Consider the following 19,079-nt stretch of genomic DNA (forward strand, 5'->3'; position numbering starts at 1 on the left):
CCCCAGTCAGAATCCCCCTCTTTCATTAGTAATATCCTATCTCTATTCAAGTCCGCCTCCTCCTAACTTCCGACTATTTTCTCACCATAATGAAAACTATTATGGGAAGATTTCACTGATTACAAGTGTATTTCATTTCATTTAAAAGGCCGCTTTTTCATTGCTTTCCCCTCTCACCCCCTGATACGATGTGAATCGTCAGCAAAAGAAAATCATAACAAATTCTGAATTGGAGGTTTGTATGTTGAAACTACAACCAACATTTTCAATTAAAAAGATTGGTGTTCCTCTTTTCGCAGCTGGTTTGGTTATCCTTGCCAACCCATCGGAATCGGATGCCAATGAACTTGGAGATAAAAACTTAGCTTCCGGCGATAAAGGCAGCACAGTAGAAGAACTGCAAGACCTGTTGCATGATCAAGGGCTTCTTGAAAAAGATGAAGTCGATGGCGAGTTTGATAAAGAAACGGCACAAGCCATTGAGTCTTATCAAGACGAACATAATCTCAACAAGGATGGAATTGCTGGTCCACATACCATAGGTGCTTTAGAAATTCTTGGTGAAGGTGACGAAGGGAAGCCTGTTGAGACATTACAGGAAAAATTGAAGAATCTTGGATTCTATGAATACGCATCAGACGGTAAGTTTGGTCCACATACTGATGAAGCTGTGAGGGACTTCCAACAGGCCGCCAATATACTTGTTGATGGTTTAGCTGGACCACAAACTTTTTCTGCCATTGAGAAAGATGCTGCTAAGAAATCCACATCTTCTTCTGAGGAAGTGAAAGCTAGCGAAAAAGAAGCAAAAAAACAATCAAAAGAGACTAGTGAAACGACAGAGAAAGTAGCATCCGAGCAATCTTCTAATGAATCTAATACACAGTCTGAAGGTCGAACATTACAAGTGAACGCTACTGCTTATACTGCTGACTGTACCGGGTGTTCTGGCATCACTGCAACTGGGGTAGATTTAAATGCAAATCGAAATGCAAAAGTAATTGCAGTCGATCCTGATGTCATCCCGCTTGGATCTAAAGTTCGCGTTGAAGGACATGGTGTTTATACTGCTGCTGACACTGGCGGTGCTATTAACGGCAATCGAATCGATATTCACATGCCTAACAAAGGACAAGCTCTTGAATTTGGCCGCCGTAACCTCGAGGTCACAATTTTAAATTAAGCACATTCTAGAGACAGCCAGAAGCTCTTGCCGAGAGTAAATGGCTGTCTTTTTTTCTCAATACTGTCTTTCTTTATGTTATGATACATAGGTGGAAAAGATATGGAGGAGAGAGTCTGTATGCGTTTCAAATATAAAATAACTTCTCTTCATCCAAAAAAATGGTTTTTTAGAGAAAAAGAAGAGATGTTCGGAGAGAAAGAACATGATACCACAGAGCCAGTAAGCCGAATGGAGAGAAAACAACAACGTAAGGAATCGAAATTAGATAGTTATATGTACAGAGCTTCTTTATATTCTTTCGCTATTATTTGTATTATGCTTGCTTTCATGCCTTTCGTTTACTTCCTGCCTTGGGAGCAAATAGCAGAATGGTTGGTTTTCCTCCTGCTAGGTGCTTTATTTATTTCCTTTACTCTTTCAGCACTAACCGTAAAGAAGCAGTCAAAGTACGTAAAGCTTCCTCATATGTGGGGTATTATGCTTTTTTCCATTTTCCTTCTCGGCTTTTATCTCTCCGTGCTGATATATTTTCGCTTTTTCTTAGTTGCTTGAAGCAGAGGGTTCGCTTACCAACGGACGAACCGTTGTCTGTATTGAAGTATTTTAATAACGATAACCAACCTAAAAAAAGACAGCCGGACACATATATGTGTCCGGCCTGCTCTTATTGATGATCCTCTTTATCTGTCTTTAGATTCCGCCTGTTTGAGAAAATAAAACGCCATTACTACACTTGAAAAAACCAATCCAAATGCCAAACCAAATGTTGCCATTAATTCAACCGCCATCATGAATCCCTCCCGCTTTTTATATTGCTAGGTATAGATTCTTTGATGTATCTATATTGTAAAACATTTCCCTCTATGAGTCGATCATAAACAAAAATTAATAATAGAACAGATTTCATGATTTGAGATTCATTGATGGTTATGTTACTTTTTTATTAATGGTAAAAAATGAGGTGACATGATGAAACGTTCTGAAATCGAAGATAAACTTCGCGTTTTGAAAATGGATTACGCTAGAATCCAAGGAGACGTAGAGAAACTAGAGTCTGTTGGAGGAGATGCAAAACCAGCGTTAAATCAATTAGAGCAAATGGAATTGGAAATAAAGACATTAAAAAAAGAATTACGTAGTTTACATCAAGATTAGGGTCAAAAATGCAGGATAATAAATTAATTATCGGTTCTTATATATTTTTAATTGCTGTATCCTGGGGTTTTTCCTGGCCTCTCATTAAAATCGGTTTAGACTATATGGGCCCCTTCACCTTTTCAGCTTTACGTTTTGTAACAGGAGGATTAACCCTTCTGGTTTTTTTAATGTTTCTATACCGCCCTTCTCTATCCTCTTTTAGCAGGAAAGAATGGGGAAGCCTCATTGTTTTAGGATTTTTGCAAACTTTTGCTGTATTTGGATTCATTACATACGCTCTCATGTTTGTAGAGGCTGGAAAAACCTCAATCATATTGTACACTATGCCAATTTGGTCGAGTATTTTAGCTCCATTGTTTCTGAAAGAGACGATGACGAAACAAAATGCATTCGGACTTTTGTTAGGTACTGCCGGCCTAATTTTTATTATAGGAAATGATATATTCCTAACATCCTCCATCCAAAACATTATAGGTATCCTTTTAGTGTTGTTGGCTGCTATATGCTGGGCCTCTGCGACCATATATTTACGTCTGAAATTATCTCATGCAAACCAGTTAGCGGTAAATGCATATCAAATGCTATTGGGAGGAGTAGTATTTTTCATACCTGCTCTTTTCTTGGAAAGTGACCAGACCATCCATTGGACAAAGGAAAGTACTTTTGCAGTATTATTTACTGGTATTGTCGCCTCTGCCTTATGTTTCTCTCTGTGGTATTCCTTGCTAAAAATCATCAATACGGTTACAGCAACCATATCAACTATGCTTGTTCCAGTATTTGGAGTTATTTTTGGCAACCTTCTTTTAAATGAAGCATTTACCTTTCCAATGGCTATCGGAGGATTGTGTATTCTGAGTGGTATTTTCATTAGCCAAGTTCGATTTCGAAGAAAGCAGAATAAAAAAATCATTTCTCATTAAAGCCCGCCTAACTTTACTATGTTGTAAGCAGGCGGGCTGTCATTATAAAGAAGCATTCTTCCCTTGTATGATTGTCAACAGATCTTATAACAATTCGTTTCGTTACGGAAATGTTGCCATCCATTTAACTACGAGCAGAGAGGAGCATTCATTCCCCGTTCTTTTTCATAGTAAACCCTGTGAATCCATAGAGGAGAGCAAATACAGGGCCTAACAAACAAAATATAGCATAAGGAAGATAAGCGAAAACATCTACATCTAACACGCTTGCCATAAACACGCCACACACCCCGTAAGGAATAAGCGGGTTCATTAATGTCCCGGCATTCTCTAAAGTTCTTGATAAGTTTTCTCGAGCAAGACCCATTCTTTCATACTTATCTACAAAGGCTTCTCCTGGTAATATCACCGACATATATTGTTCTCCCAATGTTACATTAATCCCTATACCAGCAAGAACCGTAGATAATACCAACTTCCCTGTGGTATTCATTAGTTCTTGGGCAGCTGATAGAATTTTATTGATCACTCCTAAAGTTGAAAGCAAACCTCCCATACTTAAAGTGAGAATTAATAGGGAGATAGGCCACATCATTTCTTGTATCCCCCCGCGAGTTAACATTTCATCTAAATCACTATTTCCAGTATGAGAAGTGAACCCATCCTGCATAAAGGTCATGTAGTCACTCACACTATATCCTGGTTGAGTAATAAGTATTACGACAAACCCCGAAACAATTCCCCCCATCATTGCTGGGATAGCCGGTATTCTCTTTACAGCCAATATAACGATAACTAGTGCAGGTAAGAGAGAAATCGGGTGAACGGAGAAATGATCATGGAGATCATTCATCATCTTGTCTAATCCTCCGTTCCCCGTCGATGACCCAGAACCTAAAACTAAATAGATGATGAATGTAATAACTGCCATTGGAATTGCGGTCCAAATCATGTGACGAATGTGCGTAAACAAGTCTACTTTTGCGACAGAAGATGCTAAGTTCGTCGTATCCGACAGCGGTGACATTTTATCGCCCAACATGGCCCCAGAGACAATGGCTCCAGCTGTAACAGCCGGATTCATGTCCATAAACCCTCCTAGTGCCATAAAAGAAACTCCTATCGTTGATACAGTGGTCAAAGAGCTTCCGATACAAACCCCTACTATGGCGGTAACGATAAATATGCTCGGAAGGAAAAAGTCTAAAGATATCATATGAAAGCTATAATAAATCATTGTTGGAATCGTCCCTGCGCTAATCCAAACACTGATCAAGACACCGATAAATATAAAAATAAGAATCGGTATAATCCCCGCCCTCACTCCATCGACAATTCCAGTTTGAATACGGTACCATTCTACTTCTCGCCACATTCCATATCCAATAAGAAACATAACAGCTAATAAAATAGGGATATGGGGAGGAGCTTCAAAAACTATTAAACTAACAGCAATAAGAGTTAAGATGAGACTTAACACTATAACGGCTCCAGCTAACGATATATTATTTATAGGATCATTCTGTTTATTCATGCTGTCCTATCCCTTCCTCATTACAAGTGTTTGTCAATGTAACGCTTTTTAGCGTTAAAGTTATTGATTCTTGATATAACTTAATTCTAACTGCATCATTTGTCAACAATCCTAAAAGAAATGATGGATTTCTACTAAACCAAGTCGGTTACATCCGATAAGGCCTAGTGATTTTATACTTATTTTTAGCATCTATTCCTTTACAAAGATTCATGGGAGAGTTAGGATAGGTAAGGTTATTTGGAGAATAGAGAGGCAAAACAGGAGGCATCTATGAACAACATCAAAAAGAGGGAAATTATTTTTATAGGTCTTATGCTGTTTGCTTTATTTTTCGGGGCTGGGAACCTCATATTTCCTCCCTTCCTGGGACAAGAGGCTGGAAATCATTATTGGCCAGCTATAATGGGTTTTGTTTTAACGGGAGTAGGGCTTCCCGTCTTAGGCGTCATCGCTATTGCTCTCAGCGGTAACAGTGTAGAAACAATTGCAAAACATGTCGGCTTTCGGTTTGCGATCGTATTTACCCTCCTTCTTTATATGTCCATTGGTCCATTTTTTGGCGTTCCTCGCGCCATGAATGTTTCATTTGAGATGGGAATTGTACCGTTTCTCTCAAGCTCAAATTCACAAATAGCATTATTTATTTTTTCTGTGATATTTTTTATTCTCGTATACTGGGTGAGCTTAAATCCTACGAAGCTAGTAGAGAGGATCGGAAATGTCATTTCCCCCATTCTTCTCGTTGCTATCGCTTTATTAGCGGGCGGAAGTGTCTTTTCTGGAATCAGTGCGTTAGAGCGCACTCCTAATGATCCTTATGTTGATTATCCTTCTGCTGGCGGTATATTGGAAGGATATTTAACAATGGATACGATCGCAGCTTTAGCATTCGGTCTTGTGATTGTTAATGCCATAAAAGAAAAAGGGGTTACCGATAATAATAAACTTTTAAGAGCAGTGAGTCTTGCTGGGATTATCGCGGGGCTTGGTTTAGCAGTTGTATATATTTCCATTGGTTGGATTGGTGTTCAAACAGCCGCCACCTCCACGTTTGAGAATGGCAGCTTAATCCTCTCCTATGCAGCAGCACAAACTTTTGGAATGCCTGGAGCTTTTCTCTTAGGAATTATCGTAACGTTAGCTTGCTTTACCACGTGTGTAGGACTAGTAACAGCCTGCGGACAATATTTCAGTAACGTACTCCCTATGTTTTCCTATCGCACCTTTGTGCTGCTTACTGTGTTGGTGAGTGTTACGGTTGCAAATTTGGGGCTGGACGCTATCATCTCTATCTCTGCTCCTGTGCTTATTACGATTTATCCTGTTGCCATTGTACTTATCCTTCTTTCTTTCTTGCAATTGAAACTCCCGCTTCGCCCCTCCCACTATCAAGGTGGTGTGATGGGAGCCGCGATTGTTAGTATTTATGATGGCATCAGAGAATTAGGTATAGAGATACCATTAATAACGGAGGTATACTCACATTTACCATTATTTTCAATGGGGCTTGGATGGATTCTGCCGGTCATTATTGGCTTGGCAGCTGGCCAGCTCATAGGATGTGGTCGAACCTCTAAAAATCCTCAAGAGAAGCCGGAACGATAAAAGGAAGCTTCTGGTTTAAATTTTTTAATGTAACGGGAGTACGCATATATATTTCGCCGTCGGTATCTGCCTTTTTGGTACCGGCGGTTTCTATATGAATGTGTTGACTTGTATATTGCTTAATATCACTTTGTGCCGTATCCCACATAAAAGGATTTTTAGCACTTATGTATTCTCGTAATAAGTTTACCCCTCCTTCATTAATAACGAAAATGTTAAACAAGCCATCGTCTAGTGATATTTCAGGAAACGGAAGGAGGTTCGTACCGAGAAATCTTCCATTCGCAATAAGCACCATGACTGCTTCATCTTTCACTACTTCTTTATCTAATTTCATCGTAAAAGAGAAAGGCTCCGCGCTGTTAAACATTTGCACAGCGCTTATAAAGTAACTAAATCTGCCGAGCACCCCTTTTAATTCAGGGTTTATATTCTCGGAAGTATCTGCAATCAGTCCTAATCCCAAAAAATTCGTGAAATAGCGATGATTCATTTGCCCGATATCTACGTATCGGACCGAGCCATCTGCTAAGGTTTCTGCAGCCCGTTTTAATGGCTGAGGTATCGACAAGCTTCTGGAGAAATCATTACATGTGCCTCCAGGTAAAATTCCAATTACAGGAGGATCGGATAAGAGGGCTAGCCCATTTATTGTCTCATGGACTAAACCATCTCCTCCTAAAATAAAAATAACATCAAACTCTTCTCCATTATTGCGTGAAAAGTCTTCTGCTTCCCCTTTATAAGAAGTTTTTCTTATCGTTAAATCGTTTACCTTAGTTACTAACACACCCGTCACAAGCTCTATATTTTTTTGAAGATCTAATTGGCTCGAAGATCCATTCACAAGCATTAACCCTTTTTCATACATGTGTTTCCCTCACTCGTAATTTTTCTCACTTTTGTTCTCTTTGTTCTTTTCGCTGCGAGAGTAATTTTTCCTCGATTTTCTTTTTCTCTTTTCCTGTTGGTGATAGACTAACAATCGTGTCACCTGGTTCTGGTTTAATAGTAAAACTAGTCGTAACGAAATTTAGCTTTCCAGATTGTTTTAATACAAACAAAATGATATTCCCTTTTTCTCTCTCTTTGCTGTACTGTTCGAAGGTGTATTGTTTTGTTAACTTTGTTTTACGAAAAACATATCCTTCATTCACTCTTTGATTTAATTCCTCGTACGTAGCCCCTTTTTCAAACAATATTTGTGCTTCTGCTCGCTTCACAAGATCATTAGGATGATCTTTCTCATCTACATGCCAGCTGAACTGAAATATATTATTACGGCCGAAGTCAGGCACAAATGTCGTAGCTACTAACGAATTGTACGAATCCCTATCTGTTGCGGCAATCAACTTATCGTATGGAGTCATATCTAAATAGTACTCTGTCTGTTCTGACAAAATTTCTCCTCTATAATAAGGTACCCCCGCTTTTTTAGCGCTAAACAACTGTTCAAAAGAAGAATCAGTAAGCAAGACAGGGATATCCAACTCCTGTAAAACTTTGGCAAACTCCGTCGTGAAGCGGCTGCCTCCTACAATGAGTACACCTGGCTTCCCTTCAAGTGATAATCCTAGCTTTTTGGCTATCGGAGCCAGGGTGAAGCCATGAGCACAGACAGTAGCAAAGACGAGAGCAAACGTAAGGGGGGTTACAATAGGAGCATCTAAATGTCCTGACTCTGTCAGCACGTTTTCAAAGTAACCCGCTACAGTTAGTGCCACAATCCCTCGCGGCGCGATCCAACCAATTAATGCTTTTTCTTTAAAGGTAAGTTCTGTGTTTATGGTAGAAAGCCATATGGATATCGGACGAACGACAATTAACATGAGAATGACATAGAAAATGACATTAGGATCAAAGACCTGCATCAGCGTGTCCCTGTCTAAAGATGCCGTAAGCATAATAAATATACCCGATATAAGCAAGACTGAAATATTTTCTTTAAAATGTCGCATCTCTGCTAATGATGCTGTATGAACGTTCGCCATTGTCATTCCCATCGCTGTCACGGCGAGTAAACCTGTTTCATGCATCACTTCGTCTGCCACTGTAAAGCAACCGATAACTGCGGCAAACACGAGTGGTGACTTTAAAAATTCAGGTACATACCCGCGTTCGAACATTTCACCTATGACTTTTCCTGAAGCCACTCCGATTAACACAGCAAACAAAGAAGCCAAGAAAAATAAAAGCAATGACTCAGCCGTAACAGAATCCATTGTTATAAAAGTGATAATTTCAAAGGCAAACACTGCTAATAACGCGCCAAAAGGATCAACCACTATCCCTTCCCACTTTAGAATAGCGGCAGGACGGGGTTTTAATTTGGCTTGACGTAGAAGAGGCAATATCACAGTTGGCCCCGTTACAATAAACAATCCCCCAATAATGAAAGCAACTGCCCACGACAAACCAGCTACATAATAAGCAGCAAGGGATCCTAAAATCCATGCAATAAAGGCGCCAAGCGTAATAATTCTGAAGACAGACTTACCAAGCCCTCTAATTTCCCTAAAATCTAAGTTCAGACTACCTTCGAATAATATAATCGCTACTGCTACTGATATTACGGGGTTAAACAAATTACCGAAATCTTCTTGTGGATTCATTATACCTAAAACAGGACCGATCAATAGCCCTGCAACCGACATAACTACGATAGCTGGCATCCGAAAACGCCACGCAAACCACTGAGAACCAATGCCTAACAGGCCAATTAGCATAAGATGGGTTAAGATAGAATCAAACATAATGGCTGCCCTTTCTATTTGTTGATTTTTATAGACGTACGAATAAAATTCTTGATCTCGGCCTAAAACAATACACTATTTTGCTTGTCCCAATCAATGATTATGCTGTCCATTTTGATAATTTTTTCTTAAAAACAAAATATCTTTAATAAAATTATAATGAAAAGTGCAGGTTGTCATACATAAAGATGATCCCCGACCCTTGTATTGCTGAAGCAAAATGAGCACCCTTTTAGTAACATTAAAAAAATAGCAGAGCCTCCTAATCTAAGGCCCTGCTATTTATTGTTCAGGTGAGTCTTTTTCAAGCTCACGTTCAATTCCTTTTTTAAACTCATACACTACCGGCACGGAAAACAACAGCATGAAAACAATAACTAAGTAATCAGGCAAATTTGCTATGTAGGAACTAAATCCAGCCACGATTTGCATTACTAAGATGATGAACCATATCCCACTTAACACTTTTAACACGTTCGTCAATTACATCACCTTACATTTTTATTAGAGGTTCCTAGCTAATCCGTTCTTATTATAACTCATTTCCTCGATTCCATCAGCTTTTTTTAAAAAAAGTTGGTAATAAATTATGAAACCGGAGCATTTTGGAAAAAGTAGGGGGAAAGGAGGTCAACACGATGAAATACAACAAGTTTCTTTTCCTTTCCACCCTTATTTTCGTAATTGGGGGATGTCAGCTGAATGACAAAGATCATCCGCCAATTAGTCAAACCATGGAAAACAGTAAATTTTCATCCGACGAAGCGCAGGAAGTAGTAGCTGAGGTTCGAGACCCGGCAGATAAAAAGTCTGCTCAGGCTATCATGCATGACATAGACGGAAATGTAATAGGAACGGTCGCCTTTTACCAAAAAGACAAATCTGTCCTAGTAGAGGGCTTGCTTCAATCAGGTCTCACTCCTGGTTTCCATGGCTTCCATATTCACGAAAATGGGATGTGTGACCCTTATGATCCTGAAGGTCCCTTTGCCTCTGCCGGCGGTCATTATAACCCAGAGGACACAAGCCATCCTGATCACGCAGGAGATATGCTTCCTCTATACGCCTTAGAAGATGGCTCGGCATACCTGTTGGCTGCCTTAGATCGCTTCGACGCAAAACAACTAGCACATGAAAATCGATCTGTTATCGTGCATGCAAACCCTGACAATTTTGCTAACATACCAGAGAGATACCATTCTGAAAATAGTAAGCAGGGCGGTCCCGATGAAGAAACACTCAAAGCTGGTGATGCAGGAGGACGTATTGCTTGCGGAGTAATTAAAACAAATGTAAACTAGCGAAACAGGCCAAAAGAGCTTCCCCTTTTGGCCTTCTGTACCCCTATACCCCTTCGTTTTTTTCCTCAATGCGACTCCGCTGCTTTTGTCGTACCAGAGAGAAACCAGCCACCAAGAGCAATTAGAACCAAAACTACGTAAAATGTAACTTTCCAAATGGGGGATTCCGGAAATTCCTCAGGCAATATGCTCAAAGCAGGATGAGCCAGGGTATAGACTAACAGTTTTATCCCTACCCAGCCCACAATGAGAAACGCGGCAACTTCGAGACCAGGCCTCTTTTTTAATAACCTGACGAATGCTGATGCTGCAATCCTCATCAGAACAACGCCTATCAATCCCCCCGTTAAAATAACAAGGAATTTCCCCCCATCCAATCCTCCTATGGAAGGAAGAGGAGTATCTGGCAGAGTCACTGCCAACGCCACTGCAGCTAAAATTGAATCTACAGCAAACGCAATATCAGCAAGCTCTACTTTAAATACCGTACCCCAAAAGCTCGCATTCCGTTTCGGCTTATTTTTAGCTTTATTTTCCGCAGAATTTTCTTTTTTCAACCAAACTTTCCGTGCGAGGTGGTTAATAGACATGAATAACAAATATACTGCCCCGATTGCTTGGACTTGCCATACGTCTACTATAAAAGAAATAATAAATAAAGAAATAAACCGAAAAACAAAGGCACCAGCTAACCCATAAAATAATGCCTTTTTTCTTTGAGCTTCTGGTAAATTTTTCACCATGATGGCAAGAACTAAAGCATTATCGGCGGCAAGAATTCCTTCAAGTAAAACAAGGACAACTAATACCCATCCATATTCTAGCAGCAATTGTACATCCATAACTATCTTTCTCCCCTACATGCTGGATTGGTTTATTTTATCCAGCACTCCGGGCATCTTATACTAGAACAATTTAGTTGTTTAATTCCTCTATAAGAAGAGACAGCTCGGTCCAACGTTCTATTGCTGCATCCAGCTCTTTCTCGACTTCCTGAAGCTTTGTCGTCCACTCCTCCACTTTCTCAAAATCACTTCCTGCCTCAGCAATGTGATGTTCCATTTCCTTTTTTTTATTTTCTAATTCTGTAATTTTATCCTCTAAGCCATTCCACTCTTGCTGATCTTTATAGGATAATTTTTTTCTTGATCGCGTGGAGCTTAAAGGTTTCTCTGACTGTAAATGCTTGTCCTTGTGCTTTTCCGTAACAGGATCTGTACTACTTCTTCTCTGTTCCAGCCACTCCGAATAATTTCCGTAAAAAGTATTGATGTCATCGTTACCAAAAACAAGTAACTTATTTACGACTCGATCCAAAAAGTACCGGTCATGCGAAACTGTCACTACAGCCCCAGGGAAATCTTCCAAATAAGTCTCTAAAATACTTAATGTTTCTGTATCTAAATCGTTAGTCGGCTCATCCAAAAATAACACATTAGGTTCTTGCATGAGTATGCTCAGTAAATAGAGACGCCTTCTTTCCCCACCTGATAAGCGGTGAATATAGTTCCATTGGACAGGCCTCGGAAACAAAAAGCGCTCAAGCATTTGTTCTGCTGTGATGACGCGTCCGTGTATTGTTTCCACGACTTCTGCAATGTCTCTAATATACTCAATAACCCTTTTCCCTTCATCTAAATTCTCGTTTTCTTGCGTATAGTAGCCAATTTGTACTGTCGTACCAATATCGATGGTTCCACTGTCTGGTGCAATTTGTGTGGCTAAAATATTTAACAGAGTAGTCTTCCCACTGCCGTTTGGTCCGACGATCCCCAGCCTCTCGTTAGGCGAGATAGTATATGTGAAAGCGGATATAATGTTTGACCCAGAAAACGATATCGATATATTTTCAGCTTCAATGACCTTTTTTCCTAGACGTTTTGAGCCAACAGCAAAGTCAATATACTCTTTCTTCTCTGGTCCTTTTTGGTCTTTAAGTTCTTCCGCTCTACCTTTCCGAGCCTTCTGTTTCGTTCCTCGGGCTTTCGGGCTTCGGCGCAGCCACTCTAATTCCGTACGCAATATATTTTGACGTTTCGCTTCCTGTTGTTCCGCTAACGCTTCTCTTTCTGCCTTCTTTTCTAAAAATAATTCATAGTTACCCTTATAGATGTATAAATTCCCTTGATCGAGTTCAAAAATTCGATTTGTCACTCGGTTCAAAAAATAACGATCATGAGTGACAAGTAAAATAGCTCCTTTGTAATGACTTAAATATTCCTCCAGCCACTCAATAGACTCGCTATCCAAGTGGTTCGTCGGTTCGTCTAAAATAAGTAAGTCTGTTGGTTGGATAAGCGCTTTTGCTATGGCTGTTCGTTTTTTTTGTCCTCCAGACAAGTCTTTTACTTTTTTTGTGAAGTCATAAATTCCTAATCGAGTAAGTACTTGTTTAGCCGTAGTATTTGCTTCCCATGCTTCTTCTTCATCCATTTTTTGTTGTGCTTTAAGAAATTTCTCTTGAGTCCCTTGATCCTCTGGCATTTGGTTCAGTTCGTAAAGAGCCTGTTCATACTTCCGTAACGCTCTCATTAATGGGGAATCTCCATAATATATTTGTTCTAACACACTAAGTTCCTCTTCTAAGTATGGTTCTTGCGGCAAGTATTCGATTTTAAGATCGTTTGCATGATACAACTTTCCTGATTCCACGCTCTCTAATTGAGCAATCACTTTTAACAGAGTAGATTTCCCCGTGCCATTCACGCCGATTACACCTATTCGATCTCTATTCTCCACGACAAAAGATATATATTTGAATAATTCTTTTTCCCCGTATGTTTTATATAGTTCTTCAGCACGTAGTATGCTCATAGCCCAGCCCCCTTTATCACTATCTTGTCATTTTATCATATTCGCTTTCTCCACCGAGACCTTGAGCGGTTGAGACAGTCCCTGTATTCTCTGTAACGATATTCGAAAACGCAAAAAAGAATGCCTATCCCTTCATTCGGGTGACAGGCATTCCATAATTGGTGTTGTTCTCATTTACCTTCTCTTTTTCCTATTCCCTCGGTTTCCTCTAAATCCTCTATTTCTTCCGCGTCGGTCGCCGCCTCTGTTGCGGTCTCCTCGGCTCTTTTTCGGTCTAAGCGATGCTTCTTCCGTAAGCTTAATGGTTCCTTGGTCTGGTTCTTTCGTGTTCATTTTTAAAGCAGCCGCTACGAGAGTAACCGGGTCATACCCGCTTAACAGTGTCTTAGCAGTATGCTCGAGTTCCTCTATATCTTCATTCTTTACAGTTTCAAGGAGCTTATCGACAGCTTGCTGATATCTACCTTGCATCGCTTCGCGAAAAGTAGGAATGTCCTGACGGATCATTTTTTTCTTCGTCGTTGATTCTATAAATTTAAGATGGGAAATTTCTTTTGGAGTTGCGAAACTAAATGCAATCCCTTCCTTACCTGCTCGCCCTGTCCTGCCAATACGGTGGACATAGCTTTCTGGATCTTGAGGTAAGTCAAAATTATATACGTGAGTGACCCCGCTAACATCTAAACCACGAGCCGCAACGTCAGTAGCGACAAGAATATCAATGGTTTTGTTCTTGAATTTCCGCAGTACTTTATCACGCTGTTCCTGCTTCAAGTCGCCATGTATCCCTTCCGCAGCATAACCGCGCTGAGACAAGGCTTCAGACAGTTCATCCACCCTTCGCTTCGTACGGCCAAATACGATCGCAAGCTCAGGAGGAGTAATATCTAACAGATGACAGAGCGTCTCAAACTTTTGCTTTTCTGGTACCTCGATATATCTCTGCTCAATATTAGATACAGTTAATCCTTTACTTTTTACTTTTACAGATTCTGGGTTCTCCATAAATCTTTCTGTCACAGATTGCAAACGCTTAGGCATTGTGGCGGAGAACAATAACGTTTGTCTTTCTTCCGGGACTTCTGCGAGTATCGTCTCAATATCTTCAATGAAACCCATACTGAGCATTTCATCGGCCTCATCCAGAACAACCATATTCATATAAGCAGGACGAATTGTTCTTCTTCTCATATGATCCATAAATCGACCAGGCGTTGCCACAATAATTTGAGGATGTCTCTTTAGTGCTTTAATTTGCCTGCTAATTTCCTGTCCTCCATATACAGCTAACGCTTTTACCCCTTTAAACCGACCGAGACGATTTATTTCTTCTGCTACTTGGATAGCTAGCTCTCTTGTTGGGGCTAACACTAATCCTTGCGGGTGTTTTTCTTCGGTATTCATCTGTTCAATAAGAGGAATTCCAAATGCAGCTGTTTTACCTGTCCCCGTTTGTGCTTGTCCAATGATATCGTTTCCTTCTTTTACTTTCGGTATCACTTCTGATTGAATGGGAGTTGCTTCCTCGAATCCCATTTCATTTACTGCTTTTAAAATTTGTTCATCCAGCTGTAACTCTGTAAATAATGCCACTATACATGACTCCTTTTTTCTTTTTAGGTTTAGGTTGTTCCTTATTTATATATTTCATGAAAATTAATAAAGAAAAACATCATTTTTAAGAATTCTTGATGCACACTCCAAACATTAATTACTAAAACAATAAAAAACTGCATTCCGGTATGGAACGGAATGCAGCCTGCTTCAAAACCAGCATCTTCTCATTCTAAAAAATCACGTACCTTCAAACCATTGATCCTATCATAGCACGTTCTTTGTGTAAATGCGAGTTATAATACTAATCTTTTCCTTTAAGCTTGGCTAGAGCTTCAGCTAATGCCGGATTCTTCATTTCTTCCTTGTCCTGTGACTTTAAATATTTATTTACGTCTCGTTTCGAAGCTTTGTTTTGTTTTTCCCGTTTTCGTCGCTCGTTGAATGTTGTTACTTTTTCTTTATGTCCGCATCGGCAGACAAAAATTTGCCCTTCTCCTTCCCCTCGGAGCTCCATCCGCTTTTTACATTGAGGACAGCGTGCATTCGTTGTTTTCGAAATGTTCTTTATGTACCCACATGATCTATCCTGACACACTTTTCTTTTCCCATTCTTCCCTTTAACTTCTAAGAGTAATTTTCCGCAATGAGGGCAAGGAGTTCCTGTCACGTTATCATGCTTAAATGACTGTTTGCTTTGCTTAATACTTTGCACGGCATCCTGAGTATACTGTTTTATCTCCTTTAAGAAAGAAGCCTTATGAATGTTCCCTCTTTCTATCTCTAATAATTTTTGTTCCCATTCCGCCGTTAAAGCAGGCGAAACCAGTTCCTCTGGTGCTAATGTGAGTAATTGTCTGCCTTTTAAAGTGGTGTGAAGATATTTACCTTTTTTCTCTATCATGGAGTGATTTAAAAGTTTTTCAATAATATCAGCTCTTGTAGCAACTGTACCTATCCCGCCGCTGGATTTTAAAGTTTTAGCTAAGTCTTTTTTATTTTTCTCTTTGATAAACCTTTCCGGGTTTACCATTGCTGCTAATAGAGAAGCCTCCGTGAAAGAAGAAGGCGGTTGAGTCTCTCCATGTTCTGTCCCCGATTGCTTAATGGAGAGAGCTGCACCTTCTTCTACTTGAGGTAAGGCGCCTCCTAGTTTTTCATTTGGTGACCTTTCGTAAATTTCTTTCCATCCTAACTTTGTCAATTGCTTCTCTTTGCACACAAAGTCATATTCTTTTACTTTGGTCTCAATGTCTGTTATCTCATATTCGGCAGCAGGATAAAAGGAAGCAATAAATCGTTGGACCACTAAATTGTAAATCTTTTTCTCTCTGTCTGACATGTTAGAAAAGACTGGTGCCACTTCTGTAGGAATAAGAGCATGATGATCCGATACTTTTTGATCATTAAATAACGTTCTGGCCATCGACCACTTCTCTTTTTTTATCTTCAAGACATTCTTTGAGAATGGCTTTACATCGCATGATTTCAAACGTTCAGGTATCGTATCGATTAAATCTGAAGATAGGTAACGCGAATCCGTCCGCGGGTATGTTAAAACTTTATGGTTTTCATATAATTTTTGTAATGTATTTAGTGTTTCCTTTGCTGAGAAACCAAATTTATTATTAGCCTCTCTCTGGATCTCTGTTAAATCATACAAGAGAGGAGTGGGTTCCACTTTCTTTTTCCTCTTCACTTTAGTAACTACTGCTTTTTCGCTTTTTACATTTTCTAATATTTTATCTGCATCTACGCCAGAGAATATACGATTATTTCCACGTTTATCCTGATACCATGCATGTAGTCCATTACCTAATGTGACGAAAACTTTTTTATAAGAAGCGGGCTGGAATGATTTAATCTCTTCTTCCCGTTCATGCACCATTGCCAATGTTGGTGTTTGAACTCTGCCACAAGATAAGGAGGCATTATGTTTTACCGTTAGTGCTCTTGTCGCATTCATTCCGACATACCAATCCGCCTCTGACCTTGCCTGAGCCGCCTCGTATAAAGAGTCGAACCTTCTCCCCTCTTGCAGCTGCTGAAATCCTTTTCTTATAGCTTGATCGGTTACCGAAGAAATCCAAAGCCGTTTTATAGGCTTTTTTACTTTCGCTTTTTCAAGTATCCATCGTGCCACGAGCTCTCCTTCTCTCCCTGCGTCGGTCGCTATAACCACATCACTAACATCTTTCCGGTTTAATTGTGCTTTTACGGTGCGGAACTGTTTACCAGTCTTATTGATAACAGAAAGCTTTAACGGAGATGGCAGCATAGGAAGATCTTCAAGACGCCATGTTTTATAACGAGCCTCATAAGCTTCAGGCTCTGCCAAGGTAACTAAATGACCAAATGCCCATGTCACAATATATTTATCCCCTTCTAGAAAGCCGTTTCCTTGCTTCCGGCAGTTCATTACCTTTGCTATATCTTTTCCAACAGAAGGTTTTTCTGCAAGTATCAACGATTTATTCATAAAAAAACCCTTTCTAAAGTTACTTTTCTTTGCCAATCATAGCATATTCCGAAACAATGTTTGATGGCTTGTTCTTTAGGCTAATAGATCTGTAAGTATCTGTAAGAAGGAGACATAGGAATGGACGCTTATAAATTAATGACTATTGCTGCCATTGGATTTTTTGTGTTCGCTCTAGACAAAAACCAGAAGAAATTTCCTGCCCCAATTATCTTAATAGCAGCTGGTATGTTCCTTGCTGTATTTCCATACTTTTCCTCCATGGAATTAACGAAAGAATTTATTTTTCATTGGATTTTACCCGCTCTGCTGTTCACTTCTGCGTACCAGTTCCCTCAAGACCAACTAAAAAGAAAAGCTGCTATCATTGTTACATTAGGTACCGTCTGCATTGCCATCACTGCAGTCATGTTAGGATTCGCACTTTATGCTGCCGGCCAACTACTGGTTGGTGTCTCATTGGCTGGCGCTATGCTTATCTCCTCTCTATTGATACCTACGGATCCCGTGACGGTCGTTTCCATTCTAACCCAGGGCAACGATAAACATCATCTTGCCGAGACGATAGAAGGAGAATCTTTATTAAATGACGGAACAAGTGTAGTTATTTTCAGCTTGTTTAGCGGATATTACTTCGGCAGTCAATCTCTTCATATAGGGACATTCATTTTGGACTTCTTCTATACTGCCCTTGGTGGAGCAATCGTTGGATTGTTGATCAGTTGGTTTGTCGCAAAAGGGATCCACAAAATTACTTTTCACGTCTACCAGGTCTGGTTAACAATCCTACTTGCGTATGGAAGTTTTTATATCGGAGAAGCCCTCGGCGTTTCTGGAGTAATTGCTACAGTAGTCAGCGGCCTTTTGCTGGCAAAAGAGTTGACTAACAAAGAAGAAGAAGAGGAGAAGGAATTAAGACGCGACCTAAAAAACTTTTGGGGAATTATGGAACCATTTTTGCTATCTATCGTTTTTGTCTTCATTGGCATCGAGAGTATTGATTTTATTCAAATGGATGGTCTTCTTTTTGTTATTATCGGATTTCTTCTATCAGTTATTGTACGGGGAATCGTTCTACTGGCAACGATTAAAAGTGTTAAACCGTGGCGGAAATCTTACACCAATGGTGACATCACCCTAGTAACATGGGGTGGCATCAAAGGCACAATGTCACTTGCACTGTTATTAAGTATTACTGGCCAATCAGGCGGCTCCGATGATGGTCTGCTGTCCTGGGCTTTCATGATGATCATGCTTTCTCTTATTGTTCAAAGTCTCACTTTTTATCCGTTAAAAGAAAAGCTTGGTGATTAACATATTAAGAAAGACTGAGAACTGACAGGATGAACTATTATCTTGAACTACTCCCACTTAGCTTTGCTTGAAGTGGGAGATTCCTAAGAACTCCGCTCTATGGAGCAGATATGGATTAGGCGATCCCCGACGTCCCTTCGGTTAATCGTAAGGCTTCTTTACGAATATTCTTACTGGCGTTAAGGTCTCTGTCATGATGAGCTCTGCACGAAGGACACTCCCATTCACGCACGGCGAGATCTTTGACGTCTTTATGCTGGTATCCGCACTCGGAGCATAGCTGACTGGATGGAAAGTTACTTGGAACGACAACGACTTTTTTGCCATACCAATCGGCTTTGTATTCCAGCATCGTACGGAAGAGAGACCAGCTAACTTCATGAATGGCTTTTGAAAGGCGGCGGTTTTTTACCATGTTCGACACCTGCAAATCCTCGATGCCAATGATGTCGTGG

16 protein-coding genes are annotated in these 19,079 nt (G+C 40.0%); 7 read left to right on the forward strand and 9 right to left on the reverse strand.

Going from position 1 to position 19,079, the window contains the following annotated elements:
- The first annotated feature begins 241 nt into the window (after window positions 1–241).
- From BM095_RS15370 to BM095_RS15385, 4 genes are all read left to right on the forward strand, one after another.
- Complete coding sequence (locus BM095_RS15370) at window positions 242–1,183, forward strand: peptidoglycan-binding protein (protein WP_091663913.1); 942 nt, start codon at window positions 242–244, stop codon at window positions 1,181–1,183.
- Between the two features lie 120 nt (window positions 1,184–1,303).
- Entirely contained in the window at window positions 1,304–1,738 is a 435-nt protein-coding gene (locus BM095_RS15375) for a DUF2157 domain-containing protein (protein WP_091663916.1), read from the forward strand.
- 417 nt (window positions 1,739–2,155) lie between these two features.
- Entirely contained in the window at window positions 2,156–2,341 is a 186-nt protein-coding gene (locus tag BM095_RS15380) for an SE1832 family protein (RefSeq protein ID WP_091663919.1), read from the forward strand.
- Between the two features lie 8 nt (window positions 2,342–2,349).
- Window positions 2,350–3,267, forward strand: coding sequence for a DMT family transporter (locus BM095_RS15385; RefSeq protein WP_091663922.1), 918 nt, complete (start codon window positions 2,350–2,352; stop codon window positions 3,265–3,267).
- Window positions 3,268–3,415: 148 nt separating this feature from the next.
- Here the strand turns inward: BM095_RS15385 and nhaC are convergent, their stop codons facing one another.
- A complete protein-coding gene (gene nhaC / locus BM095_RS15390; RefSeq protein WP_091663924.1) occupies window positions 3,416–4,801 on the reverse strand; it encodes a Na+/H+ antiporter NhaC in 1,386 nt (461 codons plus the stop codon).
- A 273-nt stretch (window positions 4,802–5,074) separates the two neighbouring features.
- On the opposite strand from nhaC, the gene brnQ reads away from it, so the two are divergent.
- A complete protein-coding gene (gene brnQ, locus BM095_RS15395; protein WP_091663927.1) occupies window positions 5,075–6,409 on the forward strand; it encodes a branched-chain amino acid transport system II carrier protein in 1,335 nt (444 codons plus the stop codon).
- On the opposite strand, the gene BM095_RS15400 is transcribed toward brnQ, so the two are convergent.
- From BM095_RS15400 to BM095_RS15410, 3 genes are all read right to left on the reverse strand, one after another.
- Entirely contained in the window at window positions 6,378–7,280 is a 903-nt protein-coding gene (locus BM095_RS15400; protein WP_091663930.1) for a diacylglycerol/lipid kinase family protein, read from the reverse strand. The two genes, brnQ and BM095_RS15400, sit on opposite strands and share 32 nt — an antisense overlap.
- Window positions 7,281–7,305: 25 nt before the next feature.
- Entirely contained in the window at window positions 7,306–9,162 is a 1,857-nt protein-coding gene (locus tag BM095_RS15405; protein ID WP_091663933.1) for a cation:proton antiporter, read from the reverse strand.
- Between the two features lie 282 nt (window positions 9,163–9,444).
- Window positions 9,445–9,645 carry a hypothetical protein gene (locus BM095_RS15410; RefSeq protein ID WP_091663935.1) on the reverse strand — a complete coding sequence of 67 codons (201 nt, stop codon included), beginning with the start codon at window positions 9,643–9,645 and terminating at the stop codon, window positions 9,445–9,447.
- A gap of 155 nt (window positions 9,646–9,800) precedes the next feature.
- Between BM095_RS15410 and BM095_RS15415 the strand changes: the two genes are divergently transcribed.
- Window positions 9,801–10,463: a superoxide dismutase family protein gene (locus BM095_RS15415; RefSeq protein ID WP_091663938.1), complete on the forward strand. Its 663-nt coding sequence runs from the start codon at window positions 9,801–9,803 to the stop codon at window positions 10,461–10,463.
- A gap of 65 nt (window positions 10,464–10,528) precedes the next feature.
- On the opposite strand, the gene BM095_RS15420 is transcribed toward BM095_RS15415, so the two are convergent.
- The 4 genes from BM095_RS15420 to BM095_RS15435 all read right to left on the reverse strand — a co-directional run bounded on the left by BM095_RS15420 (window position 10,529) and on the right by BM095_RS15435 (window position 17,310).
- Window positions 10,529–11,305 carry a TerC family protein gene (locus BM095_RS15420; RefSeq protein WP_091663940.1) on the reverse strand — a complete coding sequence of 259 codons (777 nt, stop codon included), beginning with the start codon at window positions 11,303–11,305 and terminating at the stop codon, window positions 10,529–10,531.
- Between the two features lie 73 nt (window positions 11,306–11,378).
- The gene (locus tag BM095_RS15425; RefSeq protein ID WP_091663943.1) at window positions 11,379–13,277 is read right to left on the reverse strand and encodes an ABC-F family ATP-binding cassette domain-containing protein; all 1,899 of its coding nucleotides are present in this window, start codon (window positions 13,275–13,277) and stop codon (window positions 11,379–11,381) included.
- 174 nt (window positions 13,278–13,451) lie between these two features.
- Window positions 13,452–14,870, reverse strand: a complete 1,419-nt coding sequence (locus BM095_RS15430; RefSeq protein WP_091663946.1) for a DEAD/DEAH box helicase — start codon at window positions 14,868–14,870, stop codon at window positions 13,452–13,454.
- A 265-nt stretch (window positions 14,871–15,135) separates the two neighbouring features.
- On the reverse strand, window positions 15,136–17,310 hold the full coding sequence (locus BM095_RS15435; protein ID WP_091663949.1) for a DNA topoisomerase III: 2,175 nt from the start codon (window positions 17,308–17,310) through the stop codon (window positions 15,136–15,138).
- A 120-nt stretch (window positions 17,311–17,430) separates the two neighbouring features.
- Between BM095_RS15435 and BM095_RS15440 the strand changes: the two genes are divergently transcribed.
- Entirely contained in the window at window positions 17,431–18,624 is a 1,194-nt protein-coding gene (locus BM095_RS15440; protein ID WP_091663952.1) for a cation:proton antiporter, read from the forward strand.
- A gap of 115 nt (window positions 18,625–18,739) precedes the next feature.
- On the opposite strand, the gene BM095_RS15445 is transcribed toward BM095_RS15440, so the two are convergent.
- Window positions 18,740–19,079 (reverse strand): RNA-guided endonuclease TnpB family protein (locus BM095_RS15445; RefSeq protein ID WP_143083243.1); only part of this gene is annotated, 340 nt, incomplete at its 5' end.

The sequence above is a fragment of the Alteribacillus iranensis genome, assembly GCF_900113025.1.
Lineage (GTDB): Bacteria > Bacillota > Bacilli > Bacillales > Marinococcaceae > Alteribacillus_A > Alteribacillus_A iranensis.

Bases quoted from the DNA above. Each gene is read 5' to 3' on its own strand.
- brnQ (WP_091663927.1), top strand. From the start codon at position 5,075: ATGAACAACATCAAAAAGAGGGAAATTATTTTTATAGGTCTTATGCTG.
- BM095_RS15425 (WP_091663943.1), bottom strand. From the start codon at position 13,277: ATGAGCATACTACGTGCTGAAGAACTATATAAAACATACGGGGAAAAA.
- BM095_RS15370 (WP_091663913.1), top strand. From the start codon at position 242: ATGTTGAAACTACAACCAACATTTTCAATTAAAAAGATTGGTGTTCCT.
- BM095_RS15420 (WP_091663940.1), bottom strand. From the start codon at position 11,305: ATGGATGTACAATTGCTGCTAGAATATGGATGGGTATTAGTTGTCCTT.
- BM095_RS15415 (WP_091663938.1), top strand. From the start codon at position 9,801: ATGAAATACAACAAGTTTCTTTTCCTTTCCACCCTTATTTTCGTAATT.
- BM095_RS15385 (WP_091663922.1), top strand. From the start codon at position 2,350: ATGCAGGATAATAAATTAATTATCGGTTCTTATATATTTTTAATTGCT.
- BM095_RS15375 (WP_091663916.1), top strand. From the start codon at position 1,304: ATGCGTTTCAAATATAAAATAACTTCTCTTCATCCAAAAAAATGGTTT.
- BM095_RS15435 (WP_091663949.1), bottom strand. From the start codon at position 17,310: ATGAATAAATCGTTGATACTTGCAGAAAAACCTTCTGTTGGAAAAGAT.
- BM095_RS15440 (WP_091663952.1), top strand. From the start codon at position 17,431: ATGGACGCTTATAAATTAATGACTATTGCTGCCATTGGATTTTTTGTG.
- BM095_RS15405 (WP_091663933.1), bottom strand. From the start codon at position 9,162: ATGTTTGATTCTATCTTAACCCATCTTATGCTAATTGGCCTGTTAGGC.
- BM095_RS15400 (WP_091663930.1), bottom strand. From the start codon at position 7,280: ATGTATGAAAAAGGGTTAATGCTTGTGAATGGATCTTCGAGCCAATTA.
- nhaC (WP_091663924.1), bottom strand. From the start codon at position 4,801: ATGAATAAACAGAATGATCCTATAAATAATATATCGTTAGCTGGAGCC.
- BM095_RS15380 (WP_091663919.1), top strand. From the start codon at position 2,156: ATGAAACGTTCTGAAATCGAAGATAAACTTCGCGTTTTGAAAATGGAT.